A 25,842-nucleotide genomic window follows, 5' to 3' on the forward strand; every position below is an offset into this window, starting at 1 on the left:
GTTATTTGATGAAAGTGAATGATCATGGCGTCCAGACACAGGCGCCCCGCCGCCAGGCCCTTGGCTTTCGGCGCTGCGGGAGCCGGACTCGTCGGTGCACTCGTCCTGACCGGCCCCGCCCCGGCGGCGTTGTTCAACGCCGTCGCGAACACCGTGATCGTGGTGGGTGGGAACAGTGATCCCACCAGCCAGGTCGAGTGGGATCGGATCAGCGGCACGTACACCGGCGATCCGGCCGCCGTGAAGCTGATCAGCTACCCCGCCGATGTCGGTGTGGGTATCCCCGGCCTGCCCCCGCTCAGCCTGGCGGGCCGGGATACCTACGCCGGATCCGTCGACAAGGGTTCCGACTCGACTGCGGCCGCGATCAACGACGCCAGGGCGAACAACGGCGACGTGACGGTGTACGCGCTGTCGCTGGGCGCCGACGTGGTCGGCGTCGCACTGGTGAAGGCCGGCCCGAGGAAGGCAACGGACGGAAAGCTGACCGTCGTCGAGGCCGGCGGTCCCAGCTTCGTGAACTCCGGCATCTGGAACCTCGCGCCGCCCTTCATTCCCGGACTGCGCAACGGGCCGGTCCAGCAGGGGCCCGCGGGATCGGGCGCCGAGGTGACGAGCATCTGCATCAAGGGCGATTCCATCTGCGGGCTCGGCACCAATCCGATCACCGCGGCTTTCTACTTCCTGCCCGGCTTCGACCTGCACGGCAAGGACTACACGGCTGAGAAGATCGGCAAGTACTCCCCCGAGACCGGCGGCATCGCGTACACGCCCGGCGCTCAGGGGGAACATCCGACGTCGTCCAAGCCCACCACGATCAACGGGCACCCCGGGACCATCGACACCTACGCCGACGGCACCGTCAAGAAGACCTGGGTCGAGGACGGCACCACCTGGGTCGTCATCGACACCGGCGAGAACCCCTGGGGCCGGCTGTTGCGCGCCAACGGGCTCGCCGTGCCGAAGGTCTTCGACACGGTCCTGAACCAGCTCATGCCGGTACCCGAGCCCGGCGCGCCCGGTCCACTCACCCGCCCGGCCTTGCTCGCGGACCTGATCGCCGCCGTCCCGACGGTGACGGCGGACCCGTCGGGCCCGCAGACGGCGCGGCACGCCCTCGACACGCCCGGCACCGTCCCGCTGACCACGATGCTCGAGCCGACTGTCGGCGACGACGGATCGACGAAGAGACTCTCACCCGTGCAGAGCCGGTTGAACCCGGAGCCTGCGAAACAGGAGCCGCTGAAGAACGAGCCGGTGAAGAGCGACCCGCTCCCCCAGCAGAACCCGGGTCAGAACGAGGTCCAGAACGATCAGCAGGAGAACCAGCTGCCGGTGACCCAGAACGAGGCGCCCGCAGAGCCGCCTGTCCACGAGGTCGAGCCCGTGGATCCGCCGGACGCCTCGACAGCGCCAGAAGCCCCGGCGGCCCCGGCGGTGGAGACGGCACCGTCGGGCACGGATCCGACGCCGGCCTCCCCCGCCGATCCGGTCGAGCCCGCTGCGGCCCCCGAGGTCCCGGACGCGGCCTAGCCGAAGACCTCGCCGTAGAGCTCGGCGATCTCGGCGGCGTCGGGCACCCGCGGGTTGTTGCCCGGGGAGCCCGACGCCAGGGCCTGCTCGGCCATGAGCGGCGTCAGTTCGTCCCACCGCGCCCGATCGATGCCGTACTCGCGCGGCGTGGGCACGGCCAGGTCGGCGCAGAGCTGCTCGATGGCCCCGACGAGGGCGAGCGCGAGGGCGTCGTCGGAGTCGCCGGACAGGCCGTAGGCACGGGCGCAGGCGGCGTAGCGCGTCGGTGCCGCGCCCACTGAGAAGCGCATCACCGCGGGCAGCAGCATCGCGTTCGAAAGGCCGTGCGCCACATGGAAGTGCGCGCCGATGGGCCGGCTCATGCCGTGCACCAGCGCGACCGAACTGTTGGAGAACGCGACGCCCGCCTGGGTGGCCGCGAGCATCATGGCCTCCCGGGCGCTGCGGTCGGCACCGTCGGTGTACACGGCCCGGATGCTCCTCGAGATCGTCGAGATCGCGGTGAGGGCGAAGCCGTCGGCGAACGGATTGGCCCTGCGGCTGACGTACGCCTCGATCGCGTGGGTGAGGGCGTCCACGCCCGTGTCGGCGGTGAGCCGTGCGGGCATCGACAGCGTGAGCTCGTAGTCGACGATCGCCGCGATCGGGAGGAAAGCCGGGCCCGGGCACAGCATCTTCTCGTCGGTGGCACTGTCGGTGATGATGCTGAACTGTGTGGCCTCGCTGCCGCTTCCGGCGGTGGTCGGGATCGCGATCACCGGCAGGGCCGGCCCGACGGTGACCGTGGGCGCCTTGTAGTCGCGCATCGTCCCGCCGCCGACGGCGAGCACGGCGAGCGCCTTCGCGGTGTCCAGCGGGCTGCCGCCGCCCAGGCCGATCACGCAGTCGGCGCCATGCGCGCGAACCACGGCGAGGCCGGGATCGAGGGACTCCGTCGTCGGGTCCGGCACCGTCCCGTCGAAGACCGAGACCGCGCATCCGGCGTCCGTGAGCGCCGACACCAACCGCGCGACGGTGCCCTGACCGCTCAGGAAAGCGTCCGTCACCACCACCGGCCGCGAGAATCCGAGGTCCCGGACCAGGCTGCCGGAGTCGGCGAGCGCGCCGCCTCCGACCGCGAGCCGGCGAGGAAGTCCTATCTGCGCTGCAGTCATCCCATGAACGTACCTAGACTCCTCCTCATGGCTGAGCAGATCGGCGAAGGCACACACGAATTCGAGCCGCACCACGACGCGGTCGGCGACCGGTTGAACTGGCTGCGAGCCGGCGTCCTCGGAGCGAACGACGGCCTGATCTCGACCGCGGGCATCGTCATCGGCGTCGCCGCGGCGACCGGGGAGTCGTCCGCGATCCTCACCGCAGGCATCGCCGGCCTGACTGCCGGTGCCGTGTCGATGGCGCTCGGCGAGTACGTCTCCGTGAGCACGCAGCGCGACACCGAGGTGGCTCTCATCGCCAAGGAACGCGCGGAGCTGCGCGAGATGCCCGACGACGAGCTCGCCGAACTCGAGGGGATCTACCGCGCCAAGGGACTCTCGTCGGACACCGCGCGGCGCGTCGCCGAAGAGCTGACCGCGCACGATCCGCTGCAGGCGCACCTCGATGCGGAACTGGGGATCGACGAGGACAACCTGACCAGCCCGATCGCCGCGGCGGTCTCGTCCGCGATCTCGTTCAGCGTGGGGGCGGCGATCCCCATCCTGGCCTCGCTCGTCCAGGCGCAGCGGATCCTCGTGATCGTGGTGGCCGTGCTCGTGGGTCTCGCCCTGACCGGGTACGTCTCCGCGCGCCTGGGCGACGCCGATGTGCGACGCGCGACCGCCCGAGTGGTGGTCGGCGGGCTGATCGCCATGGCCGTCACCTACGCCGTGGGTAAGCTCCTCGGCACCACCGGAATCGCCTAGGAGGCCCCTCGTGATCGCTCGCTTCGGACAGCTCTCGCCCCGCATCGCCGAGACCGCGTGGGTCGCGGACTCCGCCACGGTGATCGGCGACGTCGAGCTCGCCGACGGCGTGGGCGTCTTCTACAGCGCGGTGGTCCGCGGCGACATGGCCACGATCTCGGTGGGCCGCGACAGCAACGTGCAGGACGGCGTCGTCATGCACGCCGATCCCGGCGTCCCGCTGACCGTCGGCGAGCGGGTCTCGATCGGCCACAACGCGGTCCTGCACGGCTGCACCGTCGGCGACGACGTGCTCGTCGGCATGGGTGCGACGGTGCTCAACGGCGCCGTGATCGGCGCGGGCAGCCTCATCGCCGCCAACGCGCTCGTCCCGCAGGGCATGGAGATCCCGCCCGGTTCGATGGTCGCGGGCGTCCCCGCGAAGGTCCGACGGGAGCTCAGCGACGCGGAGCGCGCCGGCATCAGCGCGAACGGCGGCGCCTACGTCGAGCTGACCAAGGCGCACGCCCGCGAGACCGGCGCGATCTGATCGTCCGGTCGGGCTACACGCCCGCCCACACCATGGTCGCGCCGGAGTGCCCCGCGGCGATCACGCCCCAGATGCACGCGGCCACCGCCAGCGTCGACAGCACGCCCAACACGATCGCTCCGACGCGCGAGGACAGCACCGTCGCACCCGAGAACCGTGCGGCGACCACCGGGCTGGATCCGGCCCACACCAGCACCGCGAACACGAGCAGGCCCAGCGACCAGAGGAAGGTCGCCGTGCCCTGCGTGGAGTGCTCCTCGATCTGGGAGCGCATCCCCTCCATGGAGGGCCGCTTCTCCAATTGCTCGCCCGACTCCTTCGCGAGGTAGCAGGCGCCTGCCGCGACCAGGGCGAACACCGGCAGACCGGCGCCCAGTCGGGCACGGGCGGCGGGCCACCATGCGGCGAAGAGCAGCGCGAGCGCGGCCAGGGGAAGCAGGACCACGGCGCCGTGGACCAACAGTGGATGAGCGGGAATTCCCGCGATCTCTGTGAGCACGTCGTCATGCTGGCAGAGTGGACGCCGTGACGCAGTCAACTCAGCCAAGCTTCTGCCCCACGAGGCGCGCCGTCCTGGCGGCACTCCCCGGTATCGCGATCCTGCCCGTCGCGGTGGCCTGTGGAACGTCGTCGAACTCCGGGGACACCTCGTCGGGCTCGACCCCGGGGACCACGACCGGCGCCGGGAACGGTGGAGCCGCCAAGGTCGCCGTCGATCAGGTCCCGGTGGGCAACGCCGTCGTCATCGCGGGCCCCAAGCCCTATGTCGTGGCCCAGCCGACCGCGGGGAAGTTCGTCGCCTTCGACGCGTCCTGCACGCACCGCGGCACGACGGTCGCCGCGAGCGAGGGGCTCACGCTGGAATGCCCGGCCCACGGCAGCAGGTTCGACGGTGCCACGGGTGCCGTCGAGAGGGGCCCCGCGGCCTCCCCGCTCGCCGCGGTCCCGGTGCGTCGCGAGGGCGACCAACTGCTGGTCGGGTGATAGATCTGGACCGTGAAGCTACCGCGGGGTAGCATTGCGGACAACCGTTATTGACTCGGTCTCAGTAGGCAGCCGCTACGGGGCCGTCACGACTGAAACGAGGTGGCTCCCGTGGCCAATCCCGAGGCGATCTACAAGGACGTGCTCATCGTGGGTGCCGGGCTCGCCGGCATCGACACGGCGTACCGCGTCTCCAACGAGGTGCCGCAGTTCAGCTACGCGATCCTCGAGCAGCGCGCCGAGATGGGCGGCACCTGGGACCTGTTCAAGTACCCGGGCATCCGCTCCGACTCCGACATCTTCAGCCTGAGCTACCCCTTCCTCCCGTGGAAGGGCACCAACCGCCTCGCGAGCGGCCCCGAGATCAAGGCGTACATCGAAGAGGCGGCCGCGAAGTTCGGCATCGACAAGAACATCAGCTTCAAGACCAAGGTCGGCACCGTCGACTTCGACACCCGCACCGACCTGTGGACCGTCACCGCCGAGCGCGACGGCGAGCCGGTCGTGTACACGTCGCGGTTCCTCGTCGCCTGCACCGGCTACTACAACTACGACGCCGGCTACGAGCCGCCCTTCCCCGGTATCGACACCTTCCAGGGCCAGGTCGTGCACCCGCAGCACTGGCCCGAGGACCTGGACTACAAGGGCAAGAAGGTCGTGGTCATCGGCTCCGGCGCCACGGCCATCACCCTCATCCCCTCGATGGCCGACGACGTCGAGCACATCACCATGCTGCAGCGCTCCCCCACCTACGTGCTGCCGGTCCCCAACGCCGACCCGCTGACGATGTTCGGCGCGAAGGTGCTGCCCGCGGCCGTCTCGCACAACATCACGCGCAATGTCAACGCCGTGATCAACGTGGGCCAGTACGTGCTGGCTCGGTCGTTCCCGAAGACCTCGCGCAAGTTCCTGCGCAAGCTCAACCAGAGCCTGCTGCCCGAGGGATACGACGTCGACGTGCACTTCAAGCCCAAGTACGAGCCGTGGGACCAGCGCCTGTGCGTCGTGCCGAACGGCGATCTGTTCAAGACGATCCGCGACGGTAAGGCCGAGGTCGTCACCGACACGATCGACACCTTCACCGAGAAGGGCATCCGCCTGGCGTCGGGTCGCGAGCTCGAGGCGGACATCGTCATCACGGCGACCGGCCTGCAGTTGCTCGCGTTCGGCGGGGTCGAGGTCAATGTCGACGGGGCGCCGATCAAGCCCAACGACAAGTTCGCGTTCGGCGGCTACATGCTCGAGGGCGTGCCGAACTTCGCCTTCATCATCGGCTACACGAACAACTCGTGGACGCTGCGCGCCGACATCTCGGCCCGCGGCATCGCGCGTCTGCTCAGCCACATGGTCATCAAGGGCTACACGCACGTCGAGCCCGAGGTCGGCGGTCAGGTGCTCACCGAGCACCCCGCTCTCGACCTCAGCTCCGGCTACGTGCAGCGCTCGCCCGACGCGATGCCGAAGGCCGCCACCGAGCAGCCGTGGATGATCCGGCACAACTTCGTGCTGGACTCGCTCGACTACCGCCGCTCGCGGGTCGATGCGCCCGAGCTGAAGTTCGGCACCACCCCGGCACCGTCGAAGGCCGGCGTCTAGTCCCCGCAACGCGAAGAACCCGCCCCGGATGCTTCCGGGGCGGGTTCTTTCGTCTCACGGACGCTCAGGAGCCGGGGGTGTAGGTGCCACCCACGGTGTTGCGCACCACGATCGGCGAGCCGATCGGGAAGTTGTCGTAGAAGTACTTGCCGTTGGCGGTGCTCACGTTGAGGCAGCCGTGGCTGGCGTTGGACACGCCCTGCTGGTTCACCGACCACGGGGCGGCGTGCACGAAGATGCCGCTCCAGGACATGCGCGTGGCGTACTCCACGTAGGTGCGGTAGCCCTCCGGCGAATCGACCGGGACGCCGTACGTGGACGAGTCCATGTACATGTCGCGGAGCTTCTCCATCGTGTAGTACGTGCCGTTCGGCGTGGGGTGCTTGTCGGTACCCATCGACGTGGGCATCGTCTTGACGACCTCGCCGTTGTGCCAGACGGTGATCTGCTTGGTGTTGTCGTCCGCGAGCGCGACCCAGCCGGTCTTCGTGGCGACCGGCGGTGCCGGGTTCCCGGCGGCCGGCTCCGTGGTCGACGCACTGCTCGTCGAATCGCCCGACGGCTTCGGCTTCGGCTTCGACGGCGTGGGAGCCGCGCCCGCGGCAGCCGTGGCAGCGGTGGCCGCGACGAGCGCTGCGGCGGCGCCGGCGCCGAGACGGGCGAACCCGCGGCGCGAGACGCCGGTGGCGCCCAGGTGGCGGTCAGTCATCGTTGTTCCTCCTGCGGTATCAAGCCTTGCGCACGATTCTACGGGTTCCTACGCCCTGGTGAAGAAATCCCTGAACCGGAGCTGAGGATCACACCGCCCGCGTTCAGCGCCCAGTGGGTCACAAATCCAGGCCACCACCTGCGGGTTCGTCGGACGAGGGTGTCCAGGACCGCCCCGAATGCCGTTGTGACGACGATTGTCGGAAATACGGGGTCGTGCGCCGCCCGCGCGGCCCCGACATGCCACAGTCCGAATGTCAGCGGACCGCCGATGACACCCGCCGGCCGCCCGAACGCCGCCTCCAGAGCGGGCGTCAGGGCGCCGCGGAAGAGGAGCTCCTCGGGCAGCGCGGTGCCGAGCGGGATGTCCACGAACGCCCACTTCATCCGGTTCGACGGTGCCTCCCTCGCCACGGGCTCGACCAACGCGAGCCCGCCGCCGGCCAGGACGACACCCACGGCGACGCCCGGCACCGTCGGGACGACGAAGCGGGCGAGCGCCGCGTCCGCGAGGCAGAACCCCAGCGTGGCCGCGGAGCGCGCGTCGCGGTCCCAGCCGTACCTGCTCGCCAGTCGCGGCAGAACCGCGTTGGACCATGCGACGGCGGCGCCGGCCGCCAGGACCGCAGCCCCGCGGGCGCTCACTGCATCGAGATCCACGAGCCCAGCGACTGGAACAGGCCCGCCGAGAAGAGCAGGTCCGAGCCGTACTTCGCGGGATCGCGCGAGGCGTCCTCCTGCAGCGCGTGGCTGACACCGCGCAGCCGCACGTAGTTCGCGTGCGTCCCGGTCATCACGTCGGCGAGGTCCTGGACGGCGCCGCAGTCCACCGCGATGTCGGCGTCGGAGCAGGAGATGATGTTGTGCTTCTGCGGTGGCAGGGCCATCGCGCTCTGCAGCGGGTCGGGCGCGCCGGCGGGCAGGTTCCCCAGGACGGGCTCGATCAGACCGATCGGCACTGCGCCGCGCCCCGTCCTCCCCGATCCCAGCGCGAGCGCCAGCGGCGCTGCGGAGCCGTGTCCCACGGCGAGCAGCCGGTCGTCGCCGAGGCCCGCCTTGTCCGCCAGGGCGGACAGGGCCTTGCCCGCGCGGTCGAGCTGTTGGGCGTAGTCCGGCACGGCCGACGGCGCACCGTCGAACCGCAGGGACGCGACGCCGAGCTGGGCGAGCATGACCGACAATTCCTCGGCCGCCACCTGACCCGCCTTGTCGGGCCCCGCGAGGATGAGGGCGGCGCGCAGCCGTCCCGGCGAGCGGGGCGCGACGTAGACGGCGCTACCGGCGTCGACGGGCACCTGGACCGCGGATTCGCTCCAGTCGGCGGGCAGGGCGCCGGGTGCGGGCGGGGCCGGTGGGACGGAGACGACGGGCGTGGCCGCGTCCGTGGAGCAGGCACCGACGGCGAGCAGCACCGCCGCGATCACCGCGGCGATCCGGATCCGGGCGGGGGTCATCGACTGCCTCTCGTTCGTCGTGCAAGTGTCGTCCGTGCTCGGTCAGCGCAGGCGTTCCGCGGCGCGCGCGGTTTCCACGAGACGGTCCGCGAGCTCGGCCAGTTCGTCCATCGGGGCGCCCTCGGCGATCGCGGTCCGCACGTCCTCCGCCGCGCATCTCACCTCGAACATACGCTCCCCCACCGCCTCCGCCTCGTCCGCGGTGAGCACCACGGAATCCTCGGGCAGCGCCGTGCCGGCGAGTGTCAGGCGCGCCTCGTAGGCGCGCTGCCGACACGACCGGCGGCAGTACTTGCGGGTCCGGCCCGGCCCCTCGGAGACGACCTCGCGGCCGCACCAGGCGCAGGCCGCGGACCTGCGGCGGCGGGAGGTGCTCATAGGACTTCACTCCGGTAGGCTGGGAATGTTCGGCGTAGGCCAGATGTTGGGAGAAGCATGGCAGATCGAGTTCTACGGGGCAGCCGCCTGGGTGCGGTGAGCTATGAGACGGATCGGGACCACGACCTCGCTCCGCGCCGCATCGCGCGGTACCGCACCGATAACGGTGAGGAGTTCGACGTTCCGTTCGCGGATGATGCGGAACTCCCCGGTACCTGGCTGTGCAAGAACGGCCTCGAGGGCACCCTGATCGACGGTGTGGCGCCGGAGGAGAAGAAGGCGAAGCCGCCGCGCACCCACTGGGACATGCTGCTGGAGCGGCGGTCCGAGGGTGAGCTGGAGGAGCTGCTCAAGGAGCGGCTGGACCTGCTCAAGGCGCGTCGCGGCAAGTAGCCGCAGGGATCCATCGCACGAGAAACGGGCGGCCCCGGAGTGATCCGGGGCCGCCCGTTTGTGTTACTTGTCAAGTTAGAAGGCGCGCTACTTGCCCAGTAGGCGCGCAATCTTGCGCTTGCGCGCCCGGTAGCCCCACTTCGGCACCAGGGTCGCGGCCTCCTTGACGATCGACCCGCTCATCTTCGAGTCGCCGATGACGCGCTCGGTGAAGGTGATGGGTACCTCGACCACGGTGAAGCCCGCCTGCACGGCGCGCCAGGTGAGGTCGATCTGGAAGCCGTAGCCCAGCGACTCGACCTGGTCCAGGCCGAGGCCCTCCAGCGTCTCGCGGCGGAAGGCCTTGTAGCCGCCGGTGATGTCCCGGATGCGGGTGCCGAGGATCACCTGGCTGTAGACATTGCCGCCGCGCGAGATCAATTGGCGCGACAGCGGCCAGTTCACAGTCTTGCCGCCGCGCACGTACCGCGAACCGATCACCAGGTCGGCCCCGGCGTCGATCGCGGCGAGATGCCGTTCCAACTGCTCGGGGGCGTGCGAACCGTCGGCGTCCATCTCCACGATCACGCGGTAGTCGCGCTCGAGGGCCCACCGGAATCCGGCGATGTACGCGCCGCCGAGACCGTTCTTCTCGGCGCGGTGCAGGACGTGGATCCGCGGGTCCTCGGCGGCCAGCGAGTCGGCGAGGTCGCCGGTCCCGTCGGGGCTGTTGTCGTCGACCACGAGCACGTCGACCTCGGGCTGCGCCTTGTGCAGCCGGCCCACGATGAGCGGCAGATTCTCCAGCTCGTTGTACGTGGGGATGATCACCAGCGTCTTCGACGACGGCGCTGACGGCTCGCTCATGCAGATTCCTCGGTCCGATTCAGGGGCGTGTATCGGAGTCCATCGTGCCTTATCGCGATCGCGATACCGCACAGGGCCACCAGGAGCAGCACCACCTCGCCCCAATCCCCCAGCCGCGCGGCCGGGGTGAGGCCGCCGCGCAGCCGGATCGTCTCCACGAGGTGCGCGTTCGTCCAGATCGAGGTCTGCGCCGCGACCTCGCCGTCGGGGCGGACGAGCGCGCTGACGCCCGTCGTCGCGGCGACCACGACGTCGCGGTCCAGCTCGACGGCCCGCACCCGGGACATGCCGAGCTGTTGGTAGGTCATGCCCGTACGGCCGAAGGTCGCGTTGTTGGTGGGCACCGTCAGCACCTGCGCGCCGCCCAGCACCGATCCGCGCAGCGCCCGGTCGAAGGCGACCTCGTAGCAGGTCGCGACGCCGAGCGGCACCTCGTTCGGGTGCACCACACCCGTGCCGGTGCCGGGCGTGAAATCGTTCGCCAGATCCACGTAGTCGCTGAACATCCGGAAGAAGCCGCGCATCGGCATGGTCTCCCCGAAGGGCTGCAGGATCGCCTTGTCGTGCCGTTCGAGTGCGCCGTTCGGGCCGATCAGGATCATGCTGTTGTAGTACTTGCCGGTCCCGTCGTAGTGGACGGTCCCGACGAGGATCGGGGCGCGGACGTCGGCGGCCGCCGCGGCCAGCCGTGCCGCGACCGCGGGGTCGCGCTCGGGCGAGACGTCGGAGCTGTTCTCCGGCCAGATCACCACGTCCGGCTGCTGCTGCCTGCCCTCCCGCACCTCCGTTGCCAGACGGTGCGTCTCGGTCAGATGGTTGGTCAGCACGGCCTCGCGCTGGGTCGCGACGTCCCAGCGCTGCTCGGGCACGTTCCCCTGGATCGCCGCTATGGTCACGGTCCGCCCGTCCGACGGTCCGCCCACGAACGGCCAGGCCGCCGCCGTCGCGATGCCGGTCAGGGCCACGGCCGCCACGGGCAGCAGGTCCGCCCGACGGTCCGCCCTGCGCACCAGGGCGATCCCCGCCGCGGCGAGGGACGCGCCGACCAGGGCGACCGCGAAGCTCAGGCCCGGCGCCCCGACGTACCGGGCGAGGGCGAGCAGCGGACCGTCGGCCTGGCTGAACGCGAGCCGCCCCCACGGGAAGCCCCCGAACGGGAAGGATGCGCGAGCCCACTCGGTGACGGAGAACGCTGCGGCGACCCACACGGGACCGCCCGGGACGCGCGCCACGCGGGTCGCGATGAGGCCGAACGCGCCGTAGTACAGGGCGCAGACGACGCCCAGCCCGATCCAGGGCAGGGCGCCGACCATCGAGTCGATCCACTTGAGCAGGGGAACGAAGAGGCCGACGCCGGCGAGGAAGCCGTAGCCGAAGCCGCCGCGCAGCGTCGGCCGCTCGCGGGTGGCGAGGACGGCGACCAGGGTCGCGACGCCGAGCGGTGCGAGCCACCACAGCCCGGCGGGCGGGAAGGCGAAGAACAGCGCGACGCCGGCGAGGAGGCTCGCGCCCGCGCGGAGCAGGACTCTCACGCCGCGAACACCGTCCGGCCGCCGACCACCGTGCGCAGGCACCGCGGCAGGCGGGCGCCCGGCGCGAGGTCGGGCAGCGGCGCGACGCCCGCGCGGGGGTCCGTCGACCAGCGTTGCACGGCGTCCGACGGTGCCCGCACCACCAGCTCGTCGGCGTCCCAGACCGCGAAGGTCGCCGGCGCGCCGGGGACCAGGGTGCCGGCCACGCCGTCGCGCACTCCCCCGGCCCGCCACGCCCCCCGGGTGGCGGCGGCGAAGGCGGCACGGGGGCTCACGGCGCTCCCCGCGGTATGGTGCTGCGTCGCGGCGCGGAGAGATCCCCACGGGTCGAGCGGGGTGACGGGAGAGTCCGACGAGAACGCGAGCGGCACCGCGTTCTTGGCGAGCAGCGCGAAGTCGTTGAGGGACGCGGCGCGCTCGACGCCGAGCCGGCGCGCGTACATGCCGTCCGCGCCGCCCCAGAGCGCATCGAACTGCGGCTGCATCGAGGCGTTCACACCCCAGTCGCCGAGCTTGCGCGCCTCGTCGGCCGAGACCATCTCGGCGTGTTCGACGCGGTGCCCGCACGACGCGACCCGCGGCCCGCCGAACACGTTGACCGCCGCCTCGAACGCGGCGACCACCCGCGCGACGGCGGCGTCGCCGATGGCGTGGAATCCGGCCTGGATCCTGGCCTCCGTGCAGGCCAGGACGTGCGCGGTCACCGTCTCCTGGTCGAGGTACGCCACGCCGTTGGACGGTGCGTCCGCGTACGGCGCGTGCAGCAGCGCGGTACGGCTGCCGAGGGAGCCGTCCACGAAGAGGTCGCCGGCCAGGCCGTCGGCGCCGGTGCGGTAGATGAGTGCGCGAGCGTGGTCGGCGTCGCGGGCCGCCTCGCCCCAATAGCGGCGGACGCGCACCCCGTGGTCGAGGGCGCTGACCAGGGTGAAGTCGCGTTCCCCTGCGATGTCCGGCCCGCCGCACTCGTGGACGGCGGCGATCCCGGCGGCGGCGGCCGCGTCGAGGGCCGCACGCTGCGCCGCGGTTATCTGTGCGTCGGTGAGGGCGGCGCTCGCGGCGGCGCGGACGGCGTGGTGCGCGGCGGCGGTGAGCGGACCGTCGGACGAGTAGCCCTCGAGGTCAGGCAGGCCCGGGACGAGGGCCCGCAGTGCGGTGCTGGCCTGGGCGGAGTGCTCGTCGACGCGGGCGGCGTAGATCACGCGGTGCTCGTCCAGGTCGGTGCGCTGCAGCGGCCGGTCCCAGACGGTGTCGTCCCAGCCGCGGGCGATCACCGTGTCGCCCGGGGCCGCGGCGAGCGCGGTCCGGACCGCGTCGTGGCCGCCGCCGAGGTCGGGGCCGGTCAATGTGAGCCCCGTGGCGGTGAGATGGACGTGCGTGTCCACGAACGCGGGGGCGACGAAGGCACCGTCGAGCGCGGTGACCGGCAGGTCCGGGTGCAGCGCGCGGGCGGCGCGGTCCTCCCCGATCCAGGTGATGACGCCGTTCTCCACCGCGATCGCGGTGGCCGAGGTGGACGTGGGCGTGTAGATCCGCCCGCCGACGAGCAGTTCGGTGGTCACGGAGGACCAGTCTGCTACGCGGGCGGCAGCTCGCGGAACCCGGGCCGGGGGCCGGGGCCGCCCGGGCCGGTCACGTCGACGATCGGGCCGTCGGTGCGCGCCGCGCCGGACACCACGTCGCCGTCGACGACGGTGCCGAATCCGCGGGGCTGCCCCGCGAGCACGGTGACCAGGCCGGATTCCTCCACGAACGAGGCGACGCGCTTGGCGCCGACATAGGCGACCACAGGGCGGACCACCGCGCGGACCGGCTTGACCAGGAGGAGCAGGCCGAGCGCCGTGCTGACCACGCCGGGCACGGCGAGGAGGAAGACCGACGTCGCGAGGATCGCGGTGTCCATGAGGGCCGGTCCGGCGGACCGCTGACCGTCGAGCGCCTCCCCGAGGTCACGGAGGACGCCCGCGGCCGTCCGTCGCAGCATGAGTACGCCGATTGCCGTGGCGGCGATCATCACCAGTAGAGCCCAGCCGAAATTCAGCCAGGCCACCAAGCCGGCGAACGCCGCGATCTCCACGACGATGTAGGTCAGGAACGCGAAGAGCTTCATGCCCGTACAACGGCCGGAGATGTCCGAAAGTTCCCCTCCTCCTCGAATTGAACACCGTTATGGGGGGAGAACCTGCAGGTCGGATTCTCCATAACGGTGTTCAATTCGAAGGGGGTCAGCGGTCCTCGAGGTCGCCCTCGGTCTCCAGATAGGTCTGCTGGAGGGCGGCGAGGGTCTCGGGGTCCGGGGATTTCCACAGCTCGCGCTGCGAGGCCTCGAGGAGCCGCTCGGCGATGCCGTGCAGGGCCCAGGGGTTGGACTCCTCCATGAACTTCCGGTTCTCCGGATCGAGGACGTAGTTCTCGGTGAGCTTCTCGTACATCCAGTCCGCCATGACACCGGCGGTGGCGTCGAAGCCGAACAGGTAGTCCACCGTCGCGGCCATCTCGAAGGCACCCTTGTAGCCGTGCCGCCGCATCGCCGCCATCCACCGCGGATTCACGACGCGGGCGCGGAAGACGCGGTTGGTCTCCTCGCTGAGCGTGCGGGTCCGCACGGAGTCGGGTCGCGTCGAGTCGCCGACGTACGCCTCCGGATCGGATCCGGTGAGGTGGCGGACCGTCGCGACCATGCCGCCGTGGTACTGGAAGTAGTCGTCGGAATCGGCGATGTCGTGCTCGCGGGTGTCGATGTTCTTGGCCGCCACCGCGATCCGGCGGTACGCTGTCCGCATGTCGTCGGCCGCCGGCGCGCCGTCGAGCCCGCGGCCGTAGGCGTACCCGCCCCACGCCGTGTAGACCTCGGCGAGGTCGGCGTCGCTGCGCCAGTTCTTGGAGTCGATGAGCTGCAGCAGGCCCGCGCCGTAGGTACCGGGCTTGGAGCCGAAGACGCGCGTCGTCGCCCGTCGCGCATCCCCGTGCTCGGCCAACGCCGCACGGGTGTGCGCTGCGACGAAGTTCTCCTCATCCGACTCGTCCAGTGGGGCCACCAGCTGGACGGCGTCGTCGAGCATGGCCACGACGTGCGGGAACGCGTCGCGGAAGAAGCCCGAGATCCGAACCGTGACGTCGATGCGCGGGCGACCCAGCTCCTCCAGGCCGATGACCTCCAGGCCGGAGACGCGGCGGGACTGCTCGTCCCAGACCGGGGTCACGCCGAGCAGCGCCAGCACCTCGGCGATGTCGTCGCCGGCGGTGCGCATCGCGGACGTGCCCCACACCGACAGGCCGACGGACTTCGGGTACTCACCGTGCTCGTCGTGGTAGCGCGAGACGAGCGAGGAGGCCAATTCCTGCCCCGTCGCCCAGGCGAGCCGTGAGGGCACGGCCTTGGGATCGACCGAGTAGAAGTTGCGCCCGGTGGGCAGCACGTTGATCAGGCCGCGCAGCGGCGAACCCGACGGTCCCGCGGGCACGAAGCCGCCGTCCAGGGCGCGCAGCACGTGGTCGATCTCGTCGCCCGTGCGACGCAGGCGCGGCACGATCTCGGTCGCCGCGAAGTCGAGGATCTTCGCCACCGCGGGGTCGTCCGTCAGCGCCGCCATGCCCGACGGTGCCCAGTCCACCGCCGCGGCGGCGACGACGAGCTCGCGGGCGCGGGCCTCGAACTCATCGGTTCGCGCCTTCGAAGCGGTCCCGTTCTCCTCCAGGCCCAGCGCCTCGCGCAGACCCGGCGTGTGCACCGCGCCCGCCCACATCTGCTTGGCCCGCAGCATCGCCAGCACGAGGTCCGTCTCGACCTCGCCGCCGGGCGCCCGACCCAGGATGTGCAGGCCGTCGCGGATCTGGACGTCCTTGATCTCGCACAGCCAGCCGTCGACGTGCAGGATCATGTCGTCGAAGGAGTCCTCGTCGGGCTGATCCGTGAGCCCGAGATCATGGTCGAGCTTCGCGGCCTGCAGCAGCGTCCAGATCTGCTGCCGGATCATCGGCAGCTTCGCCGGGTCCAGGCTCGCGACGTTGGCGTACTCGTCGAGGTGCTGCTCGAGGCGGGCGATGTCGCCGTAGCTCTCGGCCCGGGCCATCGGCGGGATCAGGTGGTCGACCAGCACGGCGTGGGCGCGACGCTTGGCCTGCGTCCCCTCCCCCGGGTCGTTGACGAGGAACGGGTAGATCAGGGGCAGGTCGCCGAGCGCGGCGTCGGTGCCGCACGCGGCGGACATGCCGAGCGTCTTGCCGGGCAGCCATTCGAGGTTGCCGTGCTTGCCGAGGTGGATCACCGCGTCGGCGCCGAAGCCGTTCTCGCGGTCCGCGACCCAGCGGTAGCTGGCCAGGTAGTGGTGGCTCGGCGGCAGGTCCGGATCATGGTAGATCGCCACGGGGTTCTCGCCGAACCCGCGGGGCGGCTGGACCATCACCGTGAGGTTGCCGAACCGCAGCGCGGCGATCGCGATGTCGCCGGAGCCCGTCGTGAACAGCGCGCCGGGCGCCTCGCCCCAGTGCTCGGTCACGGCGTCGCGCAGTTCCAGCGGGAGCGTGGCGAACCAGGCGCGGTAGGTCTCGGGGTCGACGGTGACCTCACTCCCGTCGAGCCGCTCGGCGGAGAGCCAGTCGGGGTCCTGTCCGCCGCGGGCGATGACGGCGTGGATGAACGCGTCGGAGTCGTCCGCCTCCAATCCTGGAATCGCGGACGGCTCGCCGATGTCGTAGCCCGCCTGCGCGAATCGACGGATCAACTCCAGAGCCGACTGCGGCGTGTCCAGGCCGACGGCGTTGCCGATCCGGGCGTGCTTGGTCGGGTAGGCCGACAGCATGAGCGCGATCCGTTTCTCGCCGTTCGGGATCGAGCGCAGCCGCGCGTGGCGCAGGGCCAGGCCCGCGACGCGGCCGGCGCGCTCGGCGTCGGGCACGTAGGACGGGAGGCCGTCGTCGCCGATCTCCTTGAAGGAGAAGGGCACGGTGATGATGCGGCCGTCGAACTCGGGGATCGCGACCTGCGTCGCGACGTCGAGCGGGCTGAGGCCGTCGTCGCTGGACTCCCACTGCTCGCGGGAGGTGGTCAGCGCCAGCGCCTGCAGGATCGGGATGTCGAGGGCGGCGAGCCGACCCACGTCCCACGACTCGTCGTCACCGCCCGCGGCCGCACCGGCCGCGTTGACACCGCCCGCGGCGAGCACCGTCACGACCAGCGCGTCGAGGGTCGCGAGTTCGGTGAACAGCGCGTCGTCGGCGGCGCGCAGGGAGGCACAGAAGATCGGCACGGCCGTGCCGCCGCGCGACTCGATCGCCGCGGCGAGCGCGTCGATGTAGGCGGTGTTCCCGGCCAGGTGCTGGGCCCGGTAGTAGAGCACGCCCACGCGCGGCCCGGCGGAGACGGCCGGTCGAGGGACGATGCCCCACTGCGGCGCGGTCACCGGTGGCTCGAAGCCCTCACCGGCCAACAGGACGGTGTCCGAGAGGAAGTTGTACAGCTGTGCCAGATTCTCGGGACCGCCCTCGGCCAGGTAGGCGTGCGCCTGCGTGGCGACGCCGGCGGCCACCGTCGAGGCCTCCATGAGGTCGGCATCGGGCGACTGCTCCCCCGAGACCACGACCACCGGCTTGCCGCTCGCGGCGAGGGCGTCGAGCCCGTTCTCCCAATAGCGGCGGCCGCCGAGGATGCGCACGACGACGATGTCGGCACCGTCGAGCAGGCCGGGCAGGTCGAGGTCGACGCTGATACGTGCGGGATTCGCCCAGCGGTAGTCGGCGCCACTCGCCTTCGCGCTCAACAGATCGGTGTCGGACGTCGACAGCAACAGGATCATGTAGGCGACCCTATGTCACCGCCTCCGGTCACCGTCCGGGCAGGCGCGGTCAGAGCACGGCGCCGTGCATGATCACCGCCGCGGAGGCGTCCCCGATGTCCGGTACGTCGGCGTCGGCGGCGTAGGCGACGGTGCTGGCCGTCTCGATCCGGACCCCGTCGGAGGTGGACACGACACAGTCGACCTCGAACAGATCGATGCCCGCTTTCGTGATCCGGTCGGTGATCCGCGCGCCGAGGGAGACCACGTCGCCGATGCGGAGCGGCACGAGCTGCCGGACGGTCTGCGCCACGTGGAGCACGCGGCTCAGGTCGAAGTCCTCGATCACGTCGGCCATGAGCTTCGCGGCCGCCTTGAACACCGGGTCGGCGACGATGAGCGGCGGCACGGGCGTGTCGTGCGCGATCACCCGACTGTTCGCGTATGCCACGTGCGGCGACCGGGTGGCGCGGGCGTAGGCCCGTACGCCCTCTGAGTCGACCGCGTAGCAGTCGTCGAGCCAGAGGGTGTAGTCGCCACGAGTCATTCGGCGACTGTAGCGCCCCGCACCGCGTCCGGACGGGCCATCGTCAGGTCGAGCAGCGCCGTCATGGACAGGTAGACGTCCGTGAGCGGGTAGATGTCGCGGGCGGCCCGGGCGCGTGCGACGGCGCCCTCGATCGAGCTCATGAACACCGACGCGAAGACGAGGGCGGCCTGCTCCTCGACGCCGTAGTCCACGAGTGCCGTGGCGAAGCGGCGTTCGCACTCCGTGTACGCGGCGGTGGCCGCGTCCTGGACCCGGGGCGCACCGTCGGCCAATGCGGCCGCGAGGAGGGGGCACCCGACCTGGAACTCGGAGCGCACGAGGACGCGCTTCCACAGCTCGATGAACCGGCCGATCCACTCGTGCGGCTCCCCCTTGCTGGTGGCGGCGTCGATGTAGCGCAACAGCCGCCGTCCGGCGAGCGAGGTGGAGGCCTCCACGAGTTCGGCCTTACCGCCCGGGAAGTACTGGTAGAGCGAGTTCTTCGACGCCTGCGACTGCGCCGTCAACTCGGCGAGCCCGGCGTCCGCGAAGCCGTGGCGGCCCACCAGGTTCAGGGCGGTGTTGACGAGGCGGACCCGGGGACGCGGGCGCGGCTTCGGGGCGGTCGACATCGGGCGCGATCTCTCCTCCGGGCGATGAGTGAACAACGAATCGCTGTTGACGAATGTTGCCACACGGTGTGGCGGCGCTTGTTTGAACCGCTCGGTTCATGTTACCAATGACGGGTCGATGAACCGAATGGTTCATCTGCGCCATCCCCCTCGAACGGAGTCGTACACGCATGACCGCCCCCGCCCGGATCGCCCCTCCCGCCCCCGCTGAGCAGTCGAACGTCAGCTACCTCGGGATCGGCGCCTACCGTCCGCGGCGCGTCGTGCCGAACTCCGAGATCGTCGACAAGATCGAATCCAGCGACGAGTGGATCAAGACCCGCTCGGGCATCGAGTCGCGGCACTTCGCCGAGGACGACGAGACCATCCTGGAGATGTCGGTCAAGGCCGCCGAGCGCGCCGTGAAGGCCTCCGGCATCGACCCGGAGCAGATCGACTGCGTCATCTCCGCCACCAACACGCGCCTCGAGCTCGGGCCCTCGCTCGCGCCGCAGATCGCGAAGGCGCTGGGCAAGGTCGGGATCCCCGCCTTCGACATCACGGCCGGTTGCTCGGGCTTCACCACCGCCGCCGCCGTCGGCGTCGACCTGATCCGCGCGGGCACGGCCAAGTACGTCGTGGTCGTGGGCGTCGAGCGCCTGTCGGACCTCATCTCGCCCGAGGACCGCACCTGCGCGTTCATCTTCGCCGACGGTGCCGGCGCCGCCGTGCTCGGACCGTCCGACGAAGTGGGTGTCTCCCAGGTCTCGTGGGGCGCCGACGGCGACTTCACCACCGCGATCTACCAGGACAAGGACTTCGGCACCTACTTCGACGAGGTGCACGCCTTCCGCGACGACACCTCGACCGAGGCGCCCGTCCGCCCGTTCCTGCGGATGGAGGGCCGCAAGGTCTTCCGCTGGGCCGCCACCGCGCTGCTCCCCGCGTGCCAGGAGGCGCTCAAGGTGGCCGGCCTGACGTCGAAGGACATCGACGTCTTCGTGCCGCACCAGGCTAACCTCCGCATCACGCAGGTGCTCATCAAGGCGCTCGAGCTGCGCGACGACTGCGTCGTCGCCGAAGACATCGTGACCACCGGCAACACCTCCGCGGCGTCGATCCCGCTCGCCATCGAGGAGCTGCTGCGCACCGGCAAGGCCAAGCCCGGGCAGACCGCCCTCGTCATGGCCTTCGGTTCGGGCCTCGCCTACGCCGGCCATGTCATCACGCTGCCGCCGGTGCACGTCGAGGACTGATCGCCCTGCCGCCGAAGGAACCCGACGCCTGCCCGGGCGTGCTCAGGCCGCACTCGGCGGCCGACGGTGCGCTCGTGCGGGTGCGCCTGCCCGGCGGCCGGATCTCCCCCGCCGCGCTGCAGGAACTCGCGGAGCTCGCCGGTGAGAACGCGCTCGAACTGACCTCGCGCGGCAACGTTCAGCTGCGCGGCGTCGTCGATCTCGACGCCGCGCGGGAGCGCCTCATGGCCACCGGGCTGCTTCCGTCCGACAGTCACGAGCGGGTGCGCAACATCGTCGCCTCTCCCCTGTCGTCCGACGTGCGCGACACGGCCGCGCGACTCGACGAGGCGCTGCAGGCCCGCCCCGAGCTCGCAGAGCTCCCGGGCCGCTTCCTGTTCGCCCTCGACGACGGGACCGGCGATGTCGCCGCGCTGGCCGCGGACGCCGAAATCCGCGACGGAGTGGTGCACCTGGACGGCCACCCGACCGACCTGCCCGCCACCGCCCCGCACCTGCTGGACGCAGCGCAGGCCTTCCTGGACGTGCGGGCCGATGAATGGCGCATCCGGGACCTGCCCGACGGTGCCCGGCGCATCGCTCGGGCCCTGGGCGGCCGCGTGACGGGGCCCCGGGACGTCCCCGAGCCGCCGAACCCGCCGCCCGTCGGATGGTTCGACCAGGCGGACGGGACCGTCGTGCTCGGGGCCGGCGTCCCCCTGGGCCGCCTCGATCCGCGCACCGCGCAGTTCGTGGCCGCGGTCGACCATCCGATCACGATCACGCCGTGGCGGACCCTGTACCTTCACGGCCTCGACGAGGGCGCGGCGGAGACCGTGGTCCGGGTGCTCGCCCCGAGGGGCCTGATCTTCGACGCGAACTCACCATTGCTGCGAGTCAGCGCCTGCGTCGGTGATCACGGGTGCGCCCGGGCACAGGGCGACGCGCTGGCGCACGCCGCGGAATTGGCGGGCACGATCGGCGACGACGAACGCGTCCACGTCGTGGCCTGCGCACGCGGGTGCGGCGCACCGTCGGGCGAACACCGACGGGTGGTCGTGCGCGACGGGGCCGACGACTAGGCTTCCCGGGTGCACGACTACCTCACCGACGGCGCCGAGATCTATCGGCGATCGTTCGCCACGATCCGCGCGGAATCCGATCTCTCCGGCCTGTCCGGCGCCGCGGAGACGGTGGCGGTCCGCATGATCCACGCCGCGGGCCAGACCGATCTCGCGCGCGACATCCGCGTCTCCGACGGTGCCGTCGCGGCCGGTCGCGAAGCCCTCCGCTCCGGCGCGCCCATCCTCACCGACGCGAACATGGTGGCGCACGGCGTGACCCGCACGCGTCTTCCCACCGACAACGCGGTCACCTGCCTGCTGCGCGACCCGCGCGTGCCGGACCTGGCCGCCGAGCTGGGCACGACGCGCAGCGCTGCGGCCGTCCAGCTGTGGGGCGAGCGGCTCGACGGTGCCGTGGTCGCCATCGGTAACGCCCCGACGGCCCTGTTCCACCTGCTGGATCTGCTGGCTGCGGGAGCCCCGAAACCCGCGGTGGTGGTGGGCATCCCGGTCGGGTTCATCGGCGCCGCCGAATCCAAGGACGCGCTCGTCGCCGAGGCGGAGGATCTCGGCGTCGAGTACATCACCGTGCTGGGCCGCCGCGGCGGCAGCGCGATCACGGCCGCCGCGCTCAACGCGCTGGCGCGGGAGGAGGAGCTGTGACGGGGATCCTGTACGGCGTGGGCGTGGGCCCCGGCGACCCCGAGCTGGTCACCGTCAAGGCGGCGCGGCTCATCTCCGAGGCCGACGTGGTGGCCTATCACAGTGCGCGGCACGGCCGTTCGAACGCGCGGGCCTGCGCGGCGCCGTACCTGCGTGAGGGGCAGATCGAGATCCGGCTCATGTACCCGGTGACCACCGAGACCACCGATCACCCCGGCGGCTACCGCGGCGCGCTGGAGGACTTCTACGCCCAGGCCGCCGAGCAGCTCGCCGAGCACCTCACCGCCGGACGGAAGGTCGCCCTCCTCGCCGAGGGCGACCCGATGTTCTACAGCTCGTACATGCACATGCACAAGCGGCTCCGGGACAGGTTCGAGTGTCTCATCGTGCCCGGCGTGACCTCGGTGAGCGCCGCCGCGGCGGCGACGGGCGTCCCGCTCGTGGAGGCCGACGAGGTGCTCACCGTGCTGCCCGGAACCCTGCCCGAACCCGAGCTGCGTCGCCGGCTCGCCGATACCGACGCCGCCGCGATCATGAAGCTGGGCCGGACCTTCCCCACGGTCGACGGTGCGCTGCACGCCGCGGGCCGCGCCGACGCGGCCTGGTACGTCGAGCGCGCGAGCCGCGCCGACGAACGGGTCCTCGCACTCGGCGACGTGAGCGCCGCCGACGTGCCGTACTTCGCGACGGTGCTCGTGCCCGGGCGGATCAACGCGCCGGGCGCACCGTCGACCGCGCGCGGCGAGGTCGTCGTCGTGGGACTGGGACCCGGCGACGAGGCGTGGACCACCCCGGAGGTCCGGCACGAGCTGGCCGAGGCCACGGACATCGTCGGCTATCAGACCTACACGGACCGGGTGCGGCCCGGCCCCGGCCAGCGGGTGCACGCCTCCGACAACCGGGTCGAGGCGGAGCGGGCCCGGCACGCATTGTCGTTGGCCGCGAACGGCGCCCGGGTGGCGGTGGTGAGCTCCGGCGACCCCGGTGTCTTCGCGATGGCCTCCGCCGTCGCGGAGGTCGCCGCGGACCCCGACTTCCACGACGTGCCCGTGCGCGTCCTCCCCGGGATGACGGCGGCGAACGCCGTCGCCAGCCGAGTCGGCGCTCCTCTGGGCCACGACTACGCCGCGATCTCGCTGTCCGACTACCTCAAGCCCTGGGAGGTCATCGAGCAACGGCTGCGCGCCGTGGCGAGCGCGGATCTCGCCCTCGCCGTGTACAACCCCGCCTCGAAGACCCGGCGCGAGCAGCTGGTCCGGATGCGGGAGGTCCTGCTCGAGGTCCGCGCGCCCGAGACCGTCGTGGTGATCGGCCGCGCCGTCGGCTCGCCGGAGGAGACGCTGACGGTGACCACTCTGGGCGAGCTCGACCCGGAGCAGGTCGACATGCGGTGCCTGCTCATCGTCGGGTCCTCGCGCACCGAGGTCACCGACCGCGCCGCCGGCCGGATCGTGCACACGCCGCGCAGGTACTGACGCCGGGCCGGCAGGTCCGCCGGCGATGGCGGACCGTCAGGCGGAGGCAGCAGCGAGCCTGCGGAGCGCGAGCTCCGCGTAGACCGCGGCGCCGTCGCCGAGCACGGAGTCGTCGAAGGCGGCGTAGGCCGAGTGATTGTTCGGGGCCTTCTCCGGATCCGCACCTGCAGGCGTCGCGCCCAGCATGAGGAAGGCGCCGGGCACCTCGTCGAGGACGCGGGAGAAGTCCTCCGAGCCGCTGAGCGGGCGCGGCCACCAGGCGAAGTTCTCCTCGCCGACGGCCTCGGCCACGGCGGTCGCGGCGAACTCCGCCTCGGCCGCGTTGTTCATCGTCACGGGATACAGGTCCTGCCAGTCGATGTCGACGTCGGCGCCGTGTGCCGCCGCGATGCCGCGACACACCCGGAACAGGCCGTCCCGGACCGCTTCGTGCGTCGCCCCGGAGAAGGTGCGGACGGTGACCTCGAAGGTCACGTCCTCCGGGATGACGTTGTTCTGCGTACCGCCGTGGATCGAGCCGACGGTGAGCACCGCCGGGTCGCCGATGTCGATGCGGCGGGTGATCATCGACTGCAGCGCGAGCACCATCTCGCAGGCGATCGGGACCGGGTCGACGGCGTGGTGCGGCATCGAGCCGTGGCCGCCGTGGCCCCGGACGGTCACCTTCACCGCGTCGGACGCGGAAAGCATCGCGCCGGCCCGGGTGCCGAACTGCCCGGCGGGCACCGCCGCGCTCATCACGTGCAGCCCATACGCGGCGATCGGCCGGCTGCTCGAGGCCTCGAGCACGCCCTCCTCGACCATGAGGCGGGCGCCGTCGTAGCCCTCCTCGCCGGGCTGGAACATGAAGACCACGTCACCGGCCAGTTGATCGCGGCGGGCGCTGAGCAGGTGGGCCGCGCCGGCCAGCATGGTGGTGTGCAGGTCGTGGCCGCAGGCGTGCATATCGCCGGTGGCGGAGGCGAAGTCGAGGCCCGTGCGCTCAGCGACCGGGAGGGCGTCCATATCGCCGCGGAGGAGCACCGTCGGGCCGGGGCGGCCGCCGTGGAGCACGGCGGTCAGGGAGGTGAGCTGCTTCCCGGGGGTCATCTCCAGGGGCAGCCCGCCGAGGAAGTCGGCGACCTTCTCCTGCGTGCGCGGCAGCTGCAGACCGAGTTCCGGGTGGGCGTGCAGGTCGCGGCGGAATCGCTGGAGCTCATCGAGCATCTGGGTGGCGTCGGCGCGGGTGGTCATCGGGTGGCTCCGTTCGAGTCGGTGGAGAGGGCATCGGTGAAGGTGCGGGCGCGGACCGCGGCGAAGGTCCCGGCGAGGCCGATCACTGCGACTGCGGTGACGTAGAAGGGCAGAACTGCGTAGCCGCCGTTCTCGTGCAGCCATTCGGCCAGCAGGGGGAAGGTGCCGCCGAAGATCGCGACTGCGGCGGCGGTGACGATGCCCCCGCCGACGGCGCGCAGGGCGGTCGGGAACAGGAGGCCGCCGTACACGTTCGTGACCATGAGCATCGGTGCGACCATGACACCGAGAATCAGCGCGGTGACCCAGAAGGGCAGGACGTGCGAGCGCATCGCGAGGATCAGCGGGAGAGTCAGCACGATCTGCAGGATGTAGCCGGTGCGCAGCACCTTCAGCGGGCCGATCCGGTCGGCGAGAGCGCCGAGTGAGAGCATCGCGACCAGCACGACGGCGAGCACGATCGTCATGAAGCTCGACGCCGAGGCCTTCTGCGCCGCACCGATGTTGTCGGCGTACACGGGCAGGTAGACGAGCGCGAAGTAGAAGGGCACCGTCGTCGAGATGGTGAACGCGAGCAGGGCGAGGCAGGCCCAGCGATGCTCCCGGAAGACCGACGAGATCGGCGGGCGCTTCGTGCCGTGCTCAGCGGACATCTTCTCGAAGGACTCGGTCTCCGGTGCGAAGGACCGGACCCAGATCGCGAGCAGGCCGATGAGTGCGGCGGCGATGAAGCCCCAGCGCCAGCCGCCGTTGCTGAGCCCGTCCTTGCCGAACACCGCGTACATCACCGCGATCGTGCCGAAGGACAACAGTGATCCGATCACGATGCCGCCGTACGAGATCGCACTGAATCGCCAGCGGCTGTCGCGGGGCGCGGCTTCGGTGACGTACGCCGCGACGGTCGGCGTCTCGCCGCCGTACGCGAGGCCCTGGACCAGGCGCAACAGCACCGCCAGCACGCCGGCCCAGACGCCGATCATGGACGCCGAGGGGAGCAGCGCGATGCCGAGGCTCGCGGCGGCGATGAGACTCATGCTCAGGGTCAGGCCGAGGCGGCGACCGTACTTGTCGCTGAACCGCCCGATGACGACGCTGCCGATCGGCCGGGCGAGGAAGCCGACGGCGAAACCGGCATAGGCGGCGAGCAGCTTGCCGCCACCCCCGCCGAAGACCGTGGTCGCGAAGAACGGCGCGAGGACGGCGTACATGTTCCAGTCGTAGGACTCGACGATCGAGCCGACGGTCGATGCCGCCAGTTCCTTGCGTGAGCGAGCGCGACGCGGAGCCGCCGCCTTCTCGAGTTGAGTGGTCACGGTCGCTGGTCCTTCCTACTGCCCGCCGGTGCGGCGGTGGCTCAATAGTGGTGACCGCGCTCACAATGCCGATGATCTGTGGGACTATCGC

At 71.3% G+C, this 25,842-nt stretch carries 25 protein-coding genes; 10 read left to right on the top strand and 15 right to left on the bottom strand.

Translation table 11 applies throughout. The features are described 5' to 3' along the window. The first annotated feature begins 24 nt into the window (after nt 1-24). Entirely contained in the window at nt 25-1,533 is a 1,509-nt protein-coding gene (locus AXK61_RS00330) for an alpha/beta hydrolase family protein (RefSeq protein WP_197466708.1), read from the top strand. On the opposite strand, the gene AXK61_RS00335 is transcribed toward AXK61_RS00330, so the two are convergent. After that, nucleotides 1,530-2,687, bottom strand: coding sequence for an iron-containing alcohol dehydrogenase (locus tag AXK61_RS00335; protein WP_068743226.1), 1,158 nt, complete (start codon nt 2,685-2,687; stop codon nt 1,530-1,532). The two genes, AXK61_RS00330 and AXK61_RS00335, sit on opposite strands and share 4 nt — an antisense overlap. A 27-nt stretch (nt 2,688-2,714) precedes the next feature. On the opposite strand from AXK61_RS00335, the gene AXK61_RS00340 reads away from it, so the two are divergent. Continuing rightward, a complete protein-coding gene (locus tag AXK61_RS00340) occupies nt 2,715-3,437 on the top strand; it encodes a VIT1/CCC1 transporter family protein (RefSeq protein WP_068743228.1) in 723 nt (240 codons plus the stop codon). Nucleotides 3,438-3,447: 10 nt separating this feature from the next. Continuing rightward, the gene (locus tag AXK61_RS00345) at nt 3,448-3,966 is read left to right on the top strand and encodes a gamma carbonic anhydrase family protein (protein ID WP_068743230.1); all 519 of its coding nucleotides are present in this window, start codon (nt 3,448-3,450) and stop codon (nt 3,964-3,966) included. Nucleotides 3,967-3,979: 13 nt separating this feature from the next. On the opposite strand, the gene AXK61_RS00350 is transcribed toward AXK61_RS00345, so the two are convergent. Beyond that, nucleotides 3,980-4,465, bottom strand: coding sequence for a hypothetical protein (locus AXK61_RS00350; protein WP_156485511.1), 486 nt, complete (start codon nt 4,463-4,465; stop codon nt 3,980-3,982). 26 nt (nt 4,466-4,491) lie between these two features. Between AXK61_RS00350 and AXK61_RS00355 the strand changes: the two genes are divergently transcribed. Beyond that, entirely contained in the window at nt 4,492-4,950 is a 459-nt protein-coding gene (locus AXK61_RS00355) for a Rieske (2Fe-2S) protein (protein ID WP_068743524.1), read from the top strand. Between the two features lie 111 nt (nt 4,951-5,061). Next, nucleotides 5,062-6,546 (top strand): flavin-containing monooxygenase, encoded by a 1,485-nt coding sequence (locus AXK61_RS00360; RefSeq protein WP_068743234.1) that lies wholly within the window; start codon nt 5,062-5,064, stop codon nt 6,544-6,546. A 64-nt stretch (nt 6,547-6,610) separates the two neighbouring features. On the opposite strand, the gene AXK61_RS00365 is transcribed toward AXK61_RS00360, so the two are convergent. Genes AXK61_RS00365 through AXK61_RS00380 form a run of 4 tightly spaced genes read right to left on the bottom strand, consistent with a single transcriptional unit; the run spans nt 6,611 to nt 9,086 of the window. After that, on the bottom strand, nt 6,611-7,255 hold the full coding sequence (locus AXK61_RS00365; protein WP_068743236.1) for a L,D-transpeptidase: 645 nt from the start codon (nt 7,253-7,255) through the stop codon (nt 6,611-6,613). Between the two features lie 38 nt (nt 7,256-7,293). Further along, nucleotides 7,294-7,914, bottom strand: a complete 621-nt coding sequence (locus AXK61_RS25600) for a CPBP family intramembrane glutamic endopeptidase (protein WP_231855334.1) — start codon at nt 7,912-7,914, stop codon at nt 7,294-7,296. Then, nucleotides 7,896-8,708, bottom strand: a complete 813-nt coding sequence (locus tag AXK61_RS00375; protein ID WP_068569676.1) for a hypothetical protein — start codon at nt 8,706-8,708, stop codon at nt 7,896-7,898. Before AXK61_RS00375 ends, AXK61_RS25600 begins: the two co-directional genes overlap by 19 nt. A gap of 42 nt (nt 8,709-8,750) precedes the next feature. Beyond that, nucleotides 8,751-9,086 carry a hypothetical protein gene (locus AXK61_RS00380; protein ID WP_068569675.1) on the bottom strand — a complete coding sequence of 112 codons (336 nt, stop codon included), beginning with the start codon at nt 9,084-9,086 and terminating at the stop codon, nt 8,751-8,753. A gap of 57 nt (nt 9,087-9,143) precedes the next feature. Between AXK61_RS00380 and AXK61_RS00385 the strand changes: the two genes are divergently transcribed. Beyond that, a complete protein-coding gene (locus AXK61_RS00385) occupies nt 9,144-9,479 on the top strand; it encodes an RNA polymerase-binding protein RbpA (protein WP_068569673.1) in 336 nt (111 codons plus the stop codon). Nucleotides 9,480-9,566: 87 nt separating this feature from the next. Here the strand turns inward: AXK61_RS00385 and AXK61_RS00390 are convergent, their stop codons facing one another. The 7 genes from AXK61_RS00390 to AXK61_RS00420 all read right to left on the bottom strand — a co-directional run bounded on the left by AXK61_RS00390 (nt 9,567) and on the right by AXK61_RS00420 (nt 18,789). Continuing rightward, on the bottom strand, nt 9,567-10,325 hold the full coding sequence (locus AXK61_RS00390; protein WP_068569672.1) for a polyprenol monophosphomannose synthase: 759 nt from the start codon (nt 10,323-10,325) through the stop codon (nt 9,567-9,569). Next, complete coding sequence (gene lnt, locus AXK61_RS00395; protein ID WP_068743526.1) at nt 10,322-11,857, bottom strand: apolipoprotein N-acyltransferase; 1,536 nt, start codon at nt 11,855-11,857, stop codon at nt 10,322-10,324. The genes AXK61_RS00390 and lnt overlap by 4 nt, the downstream gene beginning before the upstream one ends. After that, a complete protein-coding gene (locus AXK61_RS00400) occupies nt 11,854-13,416 on the bottom strand; it encodes an amidohydrolase (RefSeq protein WP_068569670.1) in 1,563 nt (520 codons plus the stop codon). Before AXK61_RS00400 ends, lnt begins: the two co-directional genes overlap by 4 nt. Nucleotides 13,417-13,430: 14 nt before the next feature. Next, nucleotides 13,431-13,964 (bottom strand): FxsA family protein, encoded by a 534-nt coding sequence (locus AXK61_RS00405; RefSeq protein ID WP_068569668.1) that lies wholly within the window; start codon nt 13,962-13,964, stop codon nt 13,431-13,433. A 115-nt stretch (nt 13,965-14,079) separates the two neighbouring features. Next, nucleotides 14,080-17,649: a cobaltochelatase subunit CobN gene (cobN, locus tag AXK61_RS00410; RefSeq protein ID WP_068569667.1), complete on the bottom strand. Its 3,570-nt coding sequence runs from the start codon at nt 17,647-17,649 to the stop codon at nt 14,080-14,082. Between the two features lie 49 nt (nt 17,650-17,698). Then, nucleotides 17,699-18,175: an FAS1-like dehydratase domain-containing protein gene (locus tag AXK61_RS00415; RefSeq protein ID WP_068569665.1), complete on the bottom strand. Its 477-nt coding sequence runs from the start codon at nt 18,173-18,175 to the stop codon at nt 17,699-17,701. Then, a complete protein-coding gene (locus tag AXK61_RS00420; RefSeq protein ID WP_068569663.1) occupies nt 18,172-18,789 on the bottom strand; it encodes a TetR/AcrR family transcriptional regulator in 618 nt (205 codons plus the stop codon). Before AXK61_RS00420 ends, AXK61_RS00415 begins: the two co-directional genes overlap by 4 nt. Before the next feature lie 170 nt (nt 18,790-18,959). Between AXK61_RS00420 and AXK61_RS00425 the strand changes: the two genes are divergently transcribed. The 4 genes from AXK61_RS00425 to AXK61_RS00440 are packed head-to-tail and all read left to right on the top strand — an operon-like array spanning nt 18,960 to nt 23,205. After that, nucleotides 18,960-20,024 (top strand): beta-ketoacyl-ACP synthase III, encoded by a 1,065-nt coding sequence (locus AXK61_RS00425; RefSeq protein ID WP_068743238.1) that lies wholly within the window; start codon nt 18,960-18,962, stop codon nt 20,022-20,024. 38 nt (nt 20,025-20,062) lie between these two features. Next, nucleotides 20,063-21,085: a nitrite/sulfite reductase gene (locus AXK61_RS00430; RefSeq protein ID WP_068569659.1), complete on the top strand. Its 1,023-nt coding sequence runs from the start codon at nt 20,063-20,065 to the stop codon at nt 21,083-21,085. A gap of 9 nt (nt 21,086-21,094) precedes the next feature. After that, nucleotides 21,095-21,730, top strand: coding sequence for a precorrin-8X methylmutase (locus AXK61_RS00435; protein WP_068569658.1), 636 nt, complete (start codon nt 21,095-21,097; stop codon nt 21,728-21,730). Further along, nucleotides 21,727-23,205: a precorrin-2 C(20)-methyltransferase gene (locus tag AXK61_RS00440; protein WP_068743242.1), complete on the top strand. Its 1,479-nt coding sequence runs from the start codon at nt 21,727-21,729 to the stop codon at nt 23,203-23,205. Before AXK61_RS00435 ends, AXK61_RS00440 begins: the two co-directional genes overlap by 4 nt. A gap of 36 nt (nt 23,206-23,241) precedes the next feature. Here the strand turns inward: AXK61_RS00440 and AXK61_RS00445 are convergent, their stop codons facing one another. Together AXK61_RS00445 and AXK61_RS00450 are read right to left on the bottom strand one after the other, a co-directional pair. Further along, entirely contained in the window at nt 23,242-24,438 is a 1,197-nt protein-coding gene (locus AXK61_RS00445) for a M20 metallopeptidase family protein (RefSeq protein ID WP_068743244.1), read from the bottom strand. Next, entirely contained in the window at nt 24,435-25,751 is a 1,317-nt protein-coding gene (locus AXK61_RS00450; protein WP_068569653.1) for an MFS transporter, read from the bottom strand. The genes AXK61_RS00445 and AXK61_RS00450 overlap by 4 nt, the downstream gene beginning before the upstream one ends. Nucleotides 25,752-25,842 lie beyond the last annotated feature (91 nt).

It is taken from the genome of Tsukamurella pseudospumae (assembly GCF_001575205.1).
GTDB lineage: Bacteria > Actinomycetota > Actinomycetes > Mycobacteriales > Mycobacteriaceae > Tsukamurella > Tsukamurella pseudospumae.

What these genes read in the sequence shown, in the direction of transcription:
- AXK61_RS00330 (WP_197466708.1), top strand. Translation starts at nt 25, where the DNA reads ATGGCGTCCAGACACAGGCGCCCCGCCGCCAGGCCCTTGGCTTTCGGC.
- AXK61_RS00335 (WP_068743226.1), bottom strand. Translation starts at nt 2,687, where the DNA reads ATGACTGCAGCGCAGATAGGACTTCCTCGCCGGCTCGCGGTCGGAGGC.
- AXK61_RS00340 (WP_068743228.1), top strand. Translation starts at nt 2,715, where the DNA reads ATGGCTGAGCAGATCGGCGAAGGCACACACGAATTCGAGCCGCACCAC.
- AXK61_RS00365 (WP_068743236.1), bottom strand. Translation starts at nt 7,255, where the DNA reads ATGACTGACCGCCACCTGGGCGCCACCGGCGTCTCGCGCCGCGGGTTC.
- AXK61_RS00375 (WP_068569676.1), bottom strand. Translation starts at nt 8,708, where the DNA reads ATGACCCCCGCCCGGATCCGGATCGCCGCGGTGATCGCGGCGGTGCTG.
- AXK61_RS00380 (WP_068569675.1), bottom strand. Translation starts at nt 9,086, where the DNA reads ATGAGCACCTCCCGCCGCCGCAGGTCCGCGGCCTGCGCCTGGTGCGGC.
- AXK61_RS00385 (WP_068569673.1), top strand. Translation starts at nt 9,144, where the DNA reads ATGGCAGATCGAGTTCTACGGGGCAGCCGCCTGGGTGCGGTGAGCTAT.
- AXK61_RS00390 (WP_068569672.1), bottom strand. Translation starts at nt 10,325, where the DNA reads ATGAGCGAGCCGTCAGCGCCGTCGTCGAAGACGCTGGTGATCATCCCC.
- AXK61_RS00405 (WP_068569668.1), bottom strand. Translation starts at nt 13,964, where the DNA reads ATGAAGCTCTTCGCGTTCCTGACCTACATCGTCGTGGAGATCGCGGCG.
- cobN (WP_068569667.1), bottom strand. Translation starts at nt 17,649, where the DNA reads ATGATCCTGTTGCTGTCGACGTCCGACACCGATCTGTTGAGCGCGAAG.
- AXK61_RS00415 (WP_068569665.1), bottom strand. Translation starts at nt 18,175, where the DNA reads ATGACTCGTGGCGACTACACCCTCTGGCTCGACGACTGCTACGCGGTC.
- AXK61_RS00420 (WP_068569663.1), bottom strand. Translation starts at nt 18,789, where the DNA reads ATGTCGACCGCCCCGAAGCCGCGCCCGCGTCCCCGGGTCCGCCTCGTC.
- AXK61_RS00425 (WP_068743238.1), top strand. Translation starts at nt 18,960, where the DNA reads ATGACCGCCCCCGCCCGGATCGCCCCTCCCGCCCCCGCTGAGCAGTCG.
- AXK61_RS00445 (WP_068743244.1), bottom strand. Translation starts at nt 24,438, where the DNA reads ATGACCACCCGCGCCGACGCCACCCAGATGCTCGATGAGCTCCAGCGA.